The organism is Cytobacillus oceanisediminis (assembly GCF_003182355.1).
Lineage (GTDB): Bacteria > Bacillota > Bacilli > Bacillales > Cytobacillaceae > Cytobacillus > Cytobacillus oceanisediminis_A.
Genome location: NZ_QGTW01000004.1, coordinates 1 through 13,542, shown reverse-complemented (window position 1 = coordinate 13,542; position 13,542 = coordinate 1). Strand labels below are relative to the sequence as shown.

General features: G+C 42.3%; 10 protein-coding genes and 1 riboswitch. Of the genes, 3 read left to right on the top strand and 7 right to left on the bottom strand.

The window, feature by feature from the left end:
* The first annotated feature begins 226 nt into the window (after positions 1-226).
* On the top strand, positions 227-1,693 hold the full coding sequence (locus DFO73_RS08990; protein ID WP_110064458.1) for an S-layer homology domain-containing protein: 1,467 nt from the start codon (positions 227-229) through the stop codon (positions 1,691-1,693).
* A gap of 36 nt (positions 1,694-1,729) precedes the next feature.
* Here the strand turns inward: DFO73_RS08990 and DFO73_RS08985 are convergent, their stop codons facing one another.
* Positions 1,730-1,927, bottom strand: coding sequence for a hypothetical protein (locus tag DFO73_RS08985; protein ID WP_110064457.1), 198 nt, complete (start codon positions 1,925-1,927; stop codon positions 1,730-1,732).
* Positions 1,928-2,201: 274 nt separating this feature from the next.
* Between DFO73_RS08985 and DFO73_RS08980 the strand changes: the two genes are divergently transcribed.
* The gene (locus tag DFO73_RS08980; RefSeq protein ID WP_110064456.1) at positions 2,202-4,181 is read left to right on the top strand and encodes a M6 family metalloprotease domain-containing protein; all 1,980 of its coding nucleotides are present in this window, start codon (positions 2,202-2,204) and stop codon (positions 4,179-4,181) included.
* A gap of 440 nt (positions 4,182-4,621) precedes the next feature.
* Positions 4,622-4,707, bottom strand: a riboswitch (cyclic di-GMP riboswitch).
* 166 nt (positions 4,708-4,873) lie between these two features.
* Here the strand turns inward: DFO73_RS08980 and DFO73_RS08975 are convergent.
* The 5 genes from DFO73_RS08975 to DFO73_RS08955 all read right to left on the bottom strand — a co-directional run bounded on the left by DFO73_RS08975 (position 4,874) and on the right by DFO73_RS08955 (position 11,362).
* Complete coding sequence (locus DFO73_RS08975; RefSeq protein WP_181395968.1) at positions 4,874-5,791, bottom strand: DMT family transporter; 918 nt, start codon at positions 5,789-5,791, stop codon at positions 4,874-4,876.
* A gap of 325 nt (positions 5,792-6,116) precedes the next feature.
* Positions 6,117-7,646 (bottom strand): sodium:solute symporter family protein, encoded by a 1,530-nt coding sequence (locus DFO73_RS08970; RefSeq protein WP_110064454.1) that lies wholly within the window; start codon positions 7,644-7,646, stop codon positions 6,117-6,119.
* 167 nt (positions 7,647-7,813) lie between these two features.
* On the bottom strand, positions 7,814-8,395 hold the full coding sequence (locus DFO73_RS08965) for a hypothetical protein (protein WP_110064453.1): 582 nt from the start codon (positions 8,393-8,395) through the stop codon (positions 7,814-7,816).
* 371 nt (positions 8,396-8,766) lie between these two features.
* Entirely contained in the window at positions 8,767-10,206 is a 1,440-nt protein-coding gene (locus DFO73_RS08960) for an aldehyde dehydrogenase family protein (protein ID WP_110064452.1), read from the bottom strand.
* Between the two features lie 49 nt (positions 10,207-10,255).
* Positions 10,256-11,362, bottom strand: a complete 1,107-nt coding sequence (locus DFO73_RS08955; protein ID WP_110064451.1) for a zinc-binding dehydrogenase — start codon at positions 11,360-11,362, stop codon at positions 10,256-10,258.
* 462 nt (positions 11,363-11,824) lie between these two features.
* Between DFO73_RS08955 and DFO73_RS08950 the strand changes: the two genes are divergently transcribed.
* A complete protein-coding gene (locus tag DFO73_RS08950; protein ID WP_110064450.1) occupies positions 11,825-12,157 on the top strand; it encodes a hypothetical protein in 333 nt (110 codons plus the stop codon).
* 288 nt (positions 12,158-12,445) lie between these two features.
* Here the strand turns inward: DFO73_RS08950 and DFO73_RS08945 are convergent, their stop codons facing one another.
* The gene (locus DFO73_RS08945; protein ID WP_110064449.1) at positions 12,446-13,273 is read right to left on the bottom strand and encodes a glycerophosphodiester phosphodiesterase; all 828 of its coding nucleotides are present in this window, start codon (positions 13,271-13,273) and stop codon (positions 12,446-12,448) included.
* Positions 13,274-13,542: the final 269 nt, after the last annotated feature.

Below are 13,542 nucleotides of genomic sequence, written 5' to 3'. Positions count from 1 at the left end.
TATTTTTAATATACGTAAAAATATAATAAATTGGACCTGGAAAGTAAATGTAAAAAATATTACATTTACACCAAACACCCTCTATATTAATTCCATTATAGTAAAATACTGTAAAAAAATACAACTAATTATTGTTTCCGCTATCCTCATGCAAGTTGGTAGATCTATGTTATATTTCTAGTAAGATATTGGAAACTTGTAAAAGGAAAGGAAGAAATACGCAAATATGAAAAAACTAAAACCCTCTTTAATGGCCTTTGCGGTTCTGGGGTCACTTTCTTTATTTTCAGCTTCAGATACCTACGCTGCCGATCCTATTTCAGATAAATGCCAATATATAGCTCAGCCAGGTATAAATCCTGACTTTAATACAATGAATTGCTTATTAACTGAAACAGCTTTAGCTTATGATGTGCCTCCAGAGATTGTTAAAGCAATCGCAGAAGGAGAGAGCGCCAATTGGAAACATTTTGACAGCAACGGTGATACGATTATCGCTAATGATAAGGGCATCGGGGTGATGCAAATAACCAATCTGGCCAATTATGATGAAGATCTTCTAAAAACAGATGTGGCCTACAACATTAAAGCAGGTGTAGAAATACTAGATCAGATGTTTGAGAGATCCGATCTGCCGAAAATCAATAGTGGCGAGCGAGATGTTCTGGAACATTGGTACTTTGCCATCATGGCTTATAACGGGATAAAACCAGTTAACAGTCCTATTGTCCAAGCTACAGGTGATAGAAACCCGAATTCTTATCAAGAAAAAGTCATCCGGAAAATTGAAGAACTGGGACTCACCAAGCTAACAGTCCTCCCTTTTAAAACGGAGGACTTTGATTATGATCCTAACAGCACTGAAAATATTAAATTTGTCACGATGCAATATCAATTTGATTTGCCATTAACTAAGACGAAGCACAAGTTTATTGCCGGGCAAACTGTTGAAACCACTTCAGCCGTTAACTTTAGAAGCGAGCCAACTACCAATAGTGCTTTAAAAGGTACTTTAAGCAACGGTGAAAGATTAACAATCCAGGGCCCTTTTGAATACGACAAAGTTCTTACAGGCAAAAACCACTTCGTTTGGTATCCTGCAACAAGAAGTGATGGCACAAAGGGATATGTAGCATCCAGCTATCTTGACTTCAGATTTAAGGATGTTCCTGCAGATCATTATGCAGCAGAAGAAATCTATTACCTTACTGATCGTAACATCCTCCATGGAGTAAGCGATTTTAGTTTTGGCATAAAACAGCCTTTAACAAGATGGCAGGCCGTTCTTCTATTGACTCGTGCCAACAATGTTTCATTGGAAAACCGTCCGGATCCAGGATTTGTTGATGTTCCTAAAACATACAAATACTACAATGCTATTGCAGCCGCTGTGGATGAAGGCATTTTTGCCGGGATTACCGAAACAGAATTTGAACCGAATTCCAAATTGACGAGAGCCCAGATGGCAACTCTTCTTCAACGCCTATACAGCTTCCCTGAAACAAATGCAGGAAACCCATTCACCGATGTAAAAGCAGATGCCTGGTACACAGATTCCATCGTCCGGATGTATAACGCAGGCATTACCGGTGGAGTTACCAAGACAGAATTCCAGCCGCAAACAACGGTTACCAGAGAGCAATTTGCCGTCTTTTTAACAAGAGCGGTGAATCCTGATTTTAGATTAAGATAGTTTCACTGAAGCCAAACTTCTCGTTTGGCTTCTTTTTTATCTTTCTATTAAATAAATAACCATCGACCCAAGCAGTACGATAATAATCGCGGGAAAAATAAAAAGTATCAGCGGAGAAACCATTTTAACCGGAGCCTTCATGGCCTGTTCCCTATTTTGACTAATGCCATCAAGGCTCTTTTGCAGAATTCTGGACCAGAGAATTTCACCGCTTAGATCCTTTAAAAATCTCAACCAATGACTGCATAAACCCTGCTGTCAAATGAGTTTTCGATATAAAGGGCGACATTTGAAAATGATGAAAAATTTCAACGAGAGTCGATATATCGATCTTTCAGTTGGCAAAAGTGTAAAAAGACTCTGTCCGTTATTAACTTCCTATCTATTTTCCCACCTAAATACTCAGGACTTCTCTATCATTTTGAATATTTTAAATATTAAATATTTTTATACCCGAAATTTAATTGTATAATTTACCAGAAAAATAGATTTAGGGGAGGAAGATGAGTTGAGGCATTTGAAGAGGTCTTTTATTTTATTGGTTACCTTGTTTTTATTGACGGTTTCTTCTGCAGCTTATGCGGAAAAGCCAGGTCTGGAAAATTTCCCGGACCCAGCAGATGCACAGTCCTGGGTTCTCCCGGAGAATATGACTTGGGAAGATTATCGGCCAGTTCCGGGGATTGATTGGCGCACCGCTGATATTGAGCCGGAAAGAGTATTAAGGGGAGCTTTGGTTATTGTTGATTTTCCGGATCGTGAGTTTATTTTAAGCCAGCCGGAGGGTTCTGAAATAGCTGGCAATCCAATTGGCACCGGAAATATCCCCCGCGATGAAATCGGACCGTTCTGGGTGGATTTCCTGAACAAGCCCCAGCCTTTAAATAACTATCGGACAATCAATGAGTACTGGAGAGAAAATTCATATGGCAAATGGGCCGTAGAGCTGGATTCCTTTGGAACGTACCGGATGGATCACAATGAATTCCAGTATGGACTTAATGAATTTGGCCAGAAGGTAAACATGCCTGAAGAATTCGAAGGGAAAAGCTTAAGAACTGAAGCGATGGAGAAGGCTAAGGCAGATATTGAAGCATCAGGAAAAGAGTACGACTTCACCTTCATCCTGCACGCCGGTTATGATGAGTCAGGTGTCTGGCAGGAATTGGGCGAAATGATGTTCCAAACTGCAGAAGATGTATCAAAGGAATTTGGCCCTCCATTTGAAGGGTTTCCTAATTCCGCCAACACCCGCTATGTTCCTTGGACTTCCTGGCTGGCAGCAAAAAGTATCTGGTCCAGCGCCAGCCGCGGCGTTTCCATTCAAGGTGAAAATGATGGAATGGGCACGTTTGCTCATGAATTTGGGCATATTATGAACCTTGGGGACAACTACAACAACCCTTACGGAAAACCGGTTTCCCGCTCTTATTCCGGACCATGGGAATTAATGAGCCGCGGAAGCTTTAATGGTCCAGCTGGACCGCATACTCGCTGGATGGTACTTCCTACTCTGGGTGGATCAGCACCATCCCACCATATGCTTCGCAATAAAATCAAGCAAGGATTTTTATCCGAAGACCAGTACCTGAACATCAGCCGGGAAGAGTTGGCTGAAACTGGACCTGTTTTCGCTGATATCCTTGCAAGGGCTGTTCCCGCCGGCGAAGAATTTGGCCGCAGCGCATTACATGGCATCAATATCAGTATGGAAGACCTTACACCGAAGAACTCACTCGAAGACGATTGGCGTGCAGATATGCAGCGGGGAGAAAAATGGTACAACAATTATACCGTAGAAGTTGTGGATCGAGTTGGCTTCGATTCCTTCACTCCGGATTCAGGTGTACTTCTTGCGAAAACAAAAAATGCTGAATCAGCGCCTAACATTTGGGTCATTGACTCCCACGCGGAGGATATCAGTCAAGTTGACTTCAAAAGGCCTGATGGCACAGATGCCATGTACTCAAAAGGCGACTACAGACAGCTTTCCGACTCCCTTTTCAAAGCGGGAACTGCAGATGGAGTTGTCAGTGAATATACGGACGAACATAACCGGCTTCACTTTTACATTCTGAAGAAGAAGCTGGATGACCAAGGGGCACTCTCCTATCGTGTTGCTGTCCGCAATATGGAGGGCTCTGGCTCCTTCACACGCGGAGTAACAGCCGAAAGCGGCAAGGCAGAATTTGCGGCTGCCGGCAGGGTAGGAACCTATTACTTCAAGGTAACCAACACTGGTGAGGCAACTGACCTAATCCGCCTAAATGCCAAAACGGAAGCTGGCTGGGAGTTCATGCTGGAGAATAACGTCATTGAAGTTCAAGCAGGCGAAACTGTCGAAGTTCCTGTTTACGTAAAAATTCCACAGGGCAGCGAAAAATTACAGCCAGTACCAACAAACCTTACTTTCACAAGCACATCGGAAACAGATTCGGATAAAACTGCCACCGTAACACGCAGAGTGGGTGCTGGAGCCGGGAAATAAATAGAAGAGGGAAGATGTACTGTAACGGTACATCTCCTTTTTATAGTATTCCCCCCACTGCCTCTGCCTGAATCCCAAAGGGGTCAATAGAGTAGGAATACAAAGTTTCTATCAATTTTGAGAAGAGTATAAAAGCCTGTTAAAAAACTCAGCAGGCTTTGTTCATATTATTCGACAAAATTCGGGTGGTACCTGGTACCTACTATGCACCTTTCATTTCACTTTATTTAAAGATTAAGTTTCCATATTTCTTACTGGAATGCTTTTTTTTATGATACAATGCCTTCTTCAAATATTTATCCTTTAGATCATCCTCTAGACAACCGATGATTAACAATTCATAATGTACTTTCTGAAATAAATGCCAATAAACCTTTAATTTATAAAAAGGATTTAACACACAATCCCTCCCCTATCTACATAAACCGCAGGAGAACGTATTCGAAAGCTGGCTGGCATGGTCTCTAAGACTTTAGCCCCTCTAGTTTTGCGTCATCACCTTTCAGCAACTTTGCCTTTATCGTACGATTCATGTGTTTTATATCTAATATATACCATTTTTCATATAAATAAGTAAATATTACCTATTTAAAATAGGTATTTATTCCTATTCAATAAACAAAGAAAAACCTGCTGAAATACATGCCTAGCAGATCCATTTCATTCGACAAAATTCGGGTGGTACCTGGTACCTATGTACTAACCTTCTCCCTCTTCTTACTAACAAAATAATTATCCACATACCCCGTCCCCAGCACAACTCCAGCCACAATAAACAAAAACCCAATAATTTGCTCAATCAGTATCGTTTCTTTTAAAAACAAAACCGATCCAATCAGGGTGAAGAACGGCATGAGATTGTTAAATATCGTTGTCTGTCCGGGACCTATATTTTGAATGGCTATATTATAGAGGAGCTGGCCAATTCCTGTCGCCACGACACCTGACAAAAGGAAGATGACCCATACTCTTATTTCGGTTACAGCCATGCTTGAAATCCCCTTGGTGTCGATGAAGAAACTAAACAGGAACAAAACGATCGAACCCGCTGTCAACATGATGGCCGTCATCAATTTGGGATTTACAGATTGAGAGTTTTGTTTGATTAGGATAAAGCTAAAAGCCTGTGTAAGCATTGCCATAAAAATTAGGAAATCTCCCAAGGAAATGCCGCCCAGCTGTCCGCTGCCGGTCAGCACAACAAAAAGGACGCCGCCAAATCCTATGCAGATTCCCAGTAATCTCATTTTGGTCAGCTGGTCATGCAAAAAGAGAATCCCGAGGATTGAAGTGGTTAATGGGCTGAGTGCAAGGATGATGCCTGCATTGGAAGCCGTAGTCTCCAACAGTCCGATCGCCAAAAACAAATGGTGTCCCGTGACACCCAAAACTCCTGCCAATACCGTGATAAACCACCCTTTCCTGGTCATCTTTTGCAGGTTTTTCCGCCACCAGAAAAACAGAACGAGAAGGAGTCCCCCAAGAAATATTCGGGTGCTTTGCATCAAAATAGGCGGAAAATATTCAATTAATATTTTAATAGCCACCACATTCAATCCCCACATCAGCATGACGAAGACGAGTAAAAAATATATGCCGATCCGTGACATAGGTATCTCTCCCTTTAGCCAGAAAAATGCCGAATACGAATTGTATCCGGCCATTCTGGTCTATTTATTACTTAACCAATCGTGACGTTGCTGTTTTTGCCCATTTGTTCGGTTTTGTATTTTTCAAATACGGCAATAATCATGTCCCGGGATAATCCGGTCTATGTTCCCACCAATTCAGGCTGTGCAGATCCTTCCCCAATTTTCAGAAGAGTCAGAAACAGGTGAAGACACTGAACTACACCCTGTTAGCGTCATTAGCATTATGGTTATAGTTAAAATATATTTCAAAATGAACGCCACTCCCTGAAAAAAGCCACCATTCTTATTGTGAAATCGTCTTACTGTCAGGTACGACTACTTCTGAACCGTAAATGTTATCAATAAACTCTTGAGACATCGGTTTCGTTAACAGCGTCACCACAACCATGACGGCAGAAGCGACTAAAATCGAGTAGCCTGAAGCCGCAAAAGGATTTGTGATGGCTTCAAGACCTGGGACCCACCCCATATAAAGCACTGCATAACTGATTACACCCACACAAAACGAAGTGATAGCCCCTTGTTTGTTGGCGCGCTTCCAAAGTGCCCCAATCGCAAGCGGACCTGCAAGGCCTGATACCATTCCCCCTACACCGATCCATAAGAACATGGCCAGAGATTGAGGAGGGTTGTACGCAAGAATGATCCCCAGGACAAGACAGGCAACAACAGCTCCCCTGCCAATGATTAAAGAATTTCTTTCTACCTTTTCTTTATCAGGATTGTTTTTCGCAAGTGTTTTCCGGTAAAGGTCATTTGCGAAAATTTGTGAGAAAGAAACGACCAGTCCGTCACCTGTAGAAAGAATTGCTGATAACACGACAACAGCCATTAGCGCTGCAGCAAATGGAGGGAATACCTCAACAAATAATGCCGGGATAACGGCATCTGCACTCTCCAGTGTACCCGGAATAACCGCAGCCCCCAACAATCCGCCCAGTGCCATCATTGGCAACAGAGCGCCGCCAACAATACAAAAGCTTAAGAAGACCTTCATTTGCTTTCCATTTTTAAGAGCAAAAAACTTGTTCCCGATATGCGGCAGCACACCGAAAGGAATATGAGCGATTAAAATAAGGAACACAAGCCATGCACTGCCATAAGTATTATGCCCTTCAATAAACAGTGTGTCCCATCCGCCCTGCGGATTTTTGGCTGTAATCGCATCATTAACGGCAGTAACTCCGCCATCCACCCCAAATCCAGTAAAGAACATAACAGTGATCATAACGGCAATAATTAACATGAGGAAACCTTGAACAGCATCCGTTAAAATATCGGAATGCGATCCGCCAAGCACCAGATAAATGCCAAGTACAATGGCCGTTAGCCAAAGCCCTGCCTGGTAACTTAAGCCCATCATTGTTTGGAACATCAATGCAGCTGCGACCAGCTGGGAAACAATATAGAAAATAAGGAGTAAAGATAGCAAAGCCAGCCCAACCCGCAAGAATTCACTGTTAAAACGTTCGCCAACAATCTCCGGAATCGTACGATTGCTGAATTTATCGCCCATTTGCTTAACCATTTTCGCTGTTAAAAGCATCCCGCCGTAGATGCCAATCGGATAGATCATCGGATACCATAAGCTTGGAAATCCCGAGGTATAGGCGGTACCCGGAATACCCATGAAAGTAGATCCTGATGCTGTAGTGGCACATACGGCAAGTCCAAGGGCAATGGGCCCATAGCTTGAGCGTGCTGTAGCGAAGTCATCTGCATTTTTTGTTTTCTTCATTCCCGCGTAACCCAGATAAAGCATCAGCCCAATAAAGAACACCATTAAAATCCAAGACCAAGTAATTACTGACATATACAGACCCCCTCTTTCAATGATTAGTCGATTTTAAACATATCTGTTTTAAAAATTAAAAAGCCAAGGACTACCCAGGAACCTAAAATATAAATGGCACCGTAATGCAATACAGTCATATTTTCACCTCCCTAGAAAGGGCAAAAATGACAACGCTTCCAAAAGTATTATTTTTGTCTTGCCATACTCTCAAGCCACGAATTGAGTTCCTTCATTTTTCTGGCTTCCGCCGTCACTCCGGTTAATGCTTCTGTTATCATCAGCGTTTTTTTGCCTGTCGAATTCTCATAAAAAACATGGTAAGGCAGATAAATCATTTCCTTCCGGCTTAATTGGTAAATCGGCGGCTTTAATGGCCTCATAAACTTAAAAACGTAATTTTCAAGTGCCAGCTTGCATTCATCATCGGCTGACTCTTCCGTTACCCTGCACGGCAGGCAGCTCTGAGGCTCAGCCTCAATCGTTTCACATTCAGGCCAAATATCGGTTTGGGCAGCCACATTGGTCAAACCATTTACACCAATCCGAATGAGGGCTTTTCCGTCCCTGAAAACAAATCTGGGAACAGTCACCTTCCATTCGTAGAACATATAAGGATAATAAAAAGTAAACACCGGATCAGCCCGCTGACTGGCAGAGGAGCCAAATAGTTTCCTTTTTTTCGGTTTGTTTATGATCTGTTCTAGAGTCAGCTCACTCTTCGCTGCCTGAATGGCAGCAGAAGGCTCAATTTTAATAGCCTGAGTCATCTCCTAACCCCTTTACAAAAAATTTTCAGCAGATTTTACAAGTTAGCTCTGTTAAACTTGCCTGTTGGTTTCCGCTCAAGAAGTTCACTTTCCGCCGGCATCCTGGAGCCTCCTCGGCGCATTACGCGCCTGTGGGGCATACCTTTGACTCGCTACTTTTGCTGGCCATTGAGCCCGTACCCTATAACTCGTACTCAAATTACCGGGAGAAAGAGAACGAAAGCCCTCTATTCGTACCCCAACTCAGCGGAAAAACGGGAGAAAGGGAACGAAACTCACCACGATAAAAATGCGATAGCATTTTTCGGGGATCTCGCGCCCTTGCTCCCCAATCACAAAATACCAAAATCAACAATACGCTTTAATAGAGCCTACAAATTAATAATCACTGTCTTAAGGAAGGTCATTTCTTCAATCGCATAACGCGGCCCTTCTTTTCCGATGCCGCTATCCTTAATTCCGCCGTATGGCATGGCATCCGCCCGGAACGTCGAAGCATCATTGATAATCACGCCGCCCGTTCTAAACTTTTTGACTGCCTTCATGGCCGTATTGAGATTGGTCGTAAAAATACCTGATTGGAGACCATAGTTCGAATTGTTGGCCTGCTCAATGGCATCATCTATATCTTCAAAAGGCATCACCGTTAAAACAGGTCCGAAAACTTCCTGACAGACCACTTTCATTTCGTGGTTCACATCGCTTAAGATCGTAGGCGTCACAATGGCCCCGTCCTGTTTTCCGCCTGCGATCACTTTGGCCCCTTGTGAAACAGCTTCATTGATCCATGCCATTACTCGGTCCGCTTCCTTCTTACTGATCAGAGGCCCAATATTCGTTTCAGCATCCAGCGGATTTCCTACCTTTAATTGCTCTGTTTCCGCTTTTAGCTTATCAAGGAACTGGTCATATACTTGTGAATGAACCAATATTCGCTGAACAGAGATACATGCCTGGCCTGCCGTATTGAAGCCCTTTAACACGCACATTTTGGCAGCCAAATCAAGGTCTGCATCATGGTGAACAATATTAGGAGAGTTATTTCCGAGTTCAAGCGATACAGGACGGAGCCCGCTGTTTTCCTTAATGTAGCGGCCTACCTCGGCACTTCCGGTAAACGTATATTTGGCAATTCTCTCATCCTCAAGCAGCCACCCGCCTACTTGCGATCCGGAGCCGCATACAAGATTCACATATCCGGAAGGGAGTCCTGCTTCTTTTAAAATATTAATTAAATGATAAGCCGAAGTGGCTGTATCTGAAGCCGGCTTCCATACGACCGTATTGCCGGAAGCAATCGCCGGGCCAATTTTATGACAGGCAAGATTAAACGGAAAGTTAAATGGAGTGATGGCCCCAATAACGCCAAGTGGTGCGCGGACTGCATAGCCCATCCGGTTTTCCGCCCCTGGGCTTGCTGAAATAGGAATCACTTCTCCGTCAATCCGCTTTGCTTCTTCAGAAGATAAAGTCAGCGTTTGGATGGCACGGTCCACTTCTCCACGGGCATCGGTAATGGTTTTTCCAACTTCCCTTGATAAGGTAAGGGCCACGTCTTCTTTTCGCTCTTTTAAAATCTCGGCGGCACGCTTTAATATTTCATAACGATGATAAGGTGTAAGCTGGTCTTGATCAAAAGTCTTTTGGGCAATCGATACAGCCTGATTGATATGTTCCTTGCCCGCCTTTGCCACATTGGCAATGACGTCACCTGTATATTTATCTAGTACGGCAAACTCTGAATCTGTGAAAATTTCCTGATCTCCTATAATAAGTCCTTTTCTTTCTGCTGTTGTCTGCTCTGTAGGCATATTTATTCCTCCCTTAATAAGCTCTTTTCTTAACTTTAAGCGGATTCTATTACTGTTCTGCAGCAACCCCAACCGGCAGCACAATAGAAGCCCGTGTGACTTCTCTTGAAGCAGATTTATCAAGTGCTTCCTGGATATTGTCAAATTCAAAGTCCCCGTCGATCATATTGGCGAATGGATATTTATCGATATTTTTTGAAAGGAACTGGAGGGCCTTATCCAAATACCAAGGGTCGTAACGGACAATTGGTTTTATTTCAATTGACTTTCGTGTCAGCAAGCCAGGATCAAAGTCTGCGTACTTTCCAGGAGATACATTGCCAATCGACACATACTTCCCGCCGCTTCGCACCAGATGGATTCCTTCATGGAAGGCAGACGGAACACCGCTTAACTCGATCCCTATGTCAGCGCCCAGCCCGTCTGTAAGTTCGCGTACTGCTGCCGCTCTTTTTTCTGCTGTATCGAACTCTGAAATGCTAATTGTATGGTCAGCACCGAATTTTCTGGCCATTTCCAATCTGGACTCAACTGCATCAATGATAATGACCGTAGCTCCTTTTTCCTTTGCTACTGCAGTCGCATTTAAACCTAAACCGCCCGCTCCTTGAATGACAAGGGTATCACCATACGTAATGCCCGCTTTATCGAGGCCAAAATAAACCTGTGATAAAGCACAGTTTGCACTGGCTGCTGCAATATCAGGTACATTGTCAGGAACCTTATAAAAGTACATATCGGGATGAATATAATAATGGGAAGAGAATGTTCCATGGAAGTGCGGCGCTTCCTCCGGATCTTTATTCCAGAAGCTGTAAGCGTTCTCACAAAGGTGCAAATGGCCTTTTAAGCACATACTGCACTTACGGCAAGTCCGGTAGTATACAGTTGCAATACGATCGCCTTCTTTAATGGGGCGGCCGGCAAAGTCTGTTGTGACACCCTCACCAAGTTTATCTACAACCCCTACCATTTCATGGCCCAATACACCTTTTTTCTTGGTTGGATGTTCCCCCCGCCAAATATGTAATTCAGAACCGCATACATTGGTACGAGTTACACGCAGCAAAACAGCACCTTTTTCCGGTTCAGGCAAATCAAACTCGCGAAACTCCATTTTCATCGGTTCAACCATTACAGAAACTTTCCCTTTCATAAAAAAATCCCCTTTCTTCCTATAAAATTTTAGGCTATCTTTAATGAATGCAAGTACCATGCCAATAATAGACACTTGAAATTATTGGATTTTGGATACAGGGATGTTGCAAAAATACAATATATTAAAAATATTCTGACTTGTTTATAGATTAAAATGCTATTGTACAGGTGTTTTTAAGTATATTGCATTTATGCAACACTGGTTGCAAAAGTACAACTATCAGGGAAAAGGACGGAATACCGAATAAAAATAAACCCATACTCACTGGCACCTAAATTATTCTTTTTCCTATGTAAAGGTTTTTACTGATATTTAAGGTGTTTTTCATTCCGATTAAGGTTTAGTAAAAGTCTAGAATTTCGACACATTCTCTCAAGAGCTTGTTTATATAATAGCTTGTGAATTCAGAAAAAGGAGGGCAGGCTGTTTTAAAATTATAATTCTTGGAGGGAATATCTTATGTTAAACAAATCTTTATTCAAAAAAATCATCCCCGTATTGCTTGCTGTGCCATTAGCTGCATGCGGCTTCTTGCCAGGTCAAGAAAATGAAATGGAATCTGAAGTTGAGGAACCTGTGAATAATGAAATGAACACTGAGGAAGAACCTGTAAATGGAGAAGTTGGAAATCCCGAAGATGAAGATGTTAATGCGGAAAACCCCCAAGATGATGCGGAAAATACGGATGAAAGCACAGATGCCGATTCTGCTACTGAAGAAGAAGAAGGAAGCCAGCAATCGGATGAAACAACAGAGTCCGATGAGGTTTCTGAATCTAGTGACAGTAACTAATATAAAAATTGAACTTAAGTCGACTTAAATAAAGGGACCGGATACAGTCAGCGGAACTCTATCCTTTTTCTTTTAGGCTCTTTAGCAGTGAGGAAATGCTATGATTGAATCAAATCTTACCCGCAGCTGGATAGATCCCTTATATAATGTTAAGAATGTGTATGAACACCTGGAGTAGATAATTCCAACAAAAAGAGCCTGTGCCGGCTAACGTCGATACAGGTTCTTTTAAACTTATTCATTTAAAGGAAGCCAGGTTGAGACCTGCCCTTAGCTGTATATGTACTATTAGTTTCTTGGATCTACATAATCAGGGTAATCGGTAATAATGGCATCAACATCCATGCTTAAAAGGAAATCAGCTGCTTCCTGGCTTCGTACGGTCCAAGAAGAAATTTTCATACCAAGTGAATGTACTTGTTCAACTAAATCTTCCGTAACAATTCCGTAGTGCGGGTTAAAATAATCAGCGTAAGCGGAAAATTCTTTTAATGCCTGCTCAGATGTATGCGTTTGAGAAGAAGTAAGAACTCCAATTGGGACCTTTGGAAGAAGTTCATTCATTTTTTTCATAGATTCCAAGTTAAAGGATTGGATAATAATTTTTTCATTTTGCGGATGGTCAAGGTTACGCTCTTTTAATTCCTGTGCAACACTTTCTTCCATGCCAGGGTAAAGTTCCGGAGCCTTCAACTCTATTAAAATTCCAACCTTTCCGTGATAACGATCAAGTATTTCATCAAAAGTCGGGATTTTTTCCCCTTTAAATTGTTCTCCTTTAAAGCTGCCGGCGTCAAGAGCCCTCAGTTGTTCAAAAGTTAAATCCTTCACTTTGCCTGTGCCGTCAGTCGTTCGATCCACGGTAGTATCATGAATAATAACCAATTCGCCATCCTTGCTTCTTTGAACATCAATTTCAATATAGTCCGCTTTCATTTCTACAGCTTTGTCGAACGCAGCAATGGTGTTTTCCGGTGCATATCCGGCTGCCCCGCGATGGGCTACATTATCCACCTGTCTTAGTTCACCGGTTGTTTCAGCTGCAAAAGCTTGTTGAAACGGGCTTAATAACAAGGTTAGTGCAAAGCCCATTCCCAGAATTGTTTTCTTCTTCATGTTCTCATCCCCTATACGATCGTATTTTTACATTATTAATCGTATCGCTGGATTGTTTATCATCTATTACAAGCATGTAAAATAGTTTTGAGTTTTTGTGTATTTTGATAAAATTTTGGGGGCATTAGGGTAAGCACTTTTTAACGATCAAATAAAAAAGGCCACCCGTCATTATGAACTGAACCCCGAATAGTAGACACTTTAAAAAAAGTGGATCTATTCGGGGATTTTTGTTTTTTCTAGCTTAAAACCCCGTTATACTAAAATTT

Excerpts from the sequence above, each read along its gene's own strand:
- DFO73_RS08945 (WP_110064449.1), bottom strand. The coding sequence starts at position 13,273 with ATGAAGAAGAAAACAATTCTGGGAATGGGCTTTGCACTAACCTTGTTA.
- DFO73_RS08960 (WP_110064452.1), bottom strand. The coding sequence starts at position 10,206 with ATGCCTACAGAGCAGACAACAGCAGAAAGAAAAGGACTTATTATAGGA.
- DFO73_RS08975 (WP_181395968.1), bottom strand. The coding sequence starts at position 5,791 with ATGTCACGGATCGGCATATATTTTTTACTCGTCTTCGTCATGCTGATG.
- DFO73_RS08990 (WP_110064458.1), top strand. The coding sequence starts at position 227 with ATGAAAAAACTAAAACCCTCTTTAATGGCCTTTGCGGTTCTGGGGTCA.
- DFO73_RS08950 (WP_110064450.1), top strand. The coding sequence starts at position 11,825 with ATGTTAAACAAATCTTTATTCAAAAAAATCATCCCCGTATTGCTTGCT.
- DFO73_RS08955 (WP_110064451.1), bottom strand. The coding sequence starts at position 11,362 with ATGAAAGGGAAAGTTTCTGTAATGGTTGAACCGATGAAAATGGAGTTT.
- DFO73_RS08970 (WP_110064454.1), bottom strand. The coding sequence starts at position 7,646 with ATGTCAGTAATTACTTGGTCTTGGATTTTAATGGTGTTCTTTATTGGG.
- DFO73_RS08965 (WP_110064453.1), bottom strand. The coding sequence starts at position 8,395 with ATGACTCAGGCTATTAAAATTGAGCCTTCTGCTGCCATTCAGGCAGCG.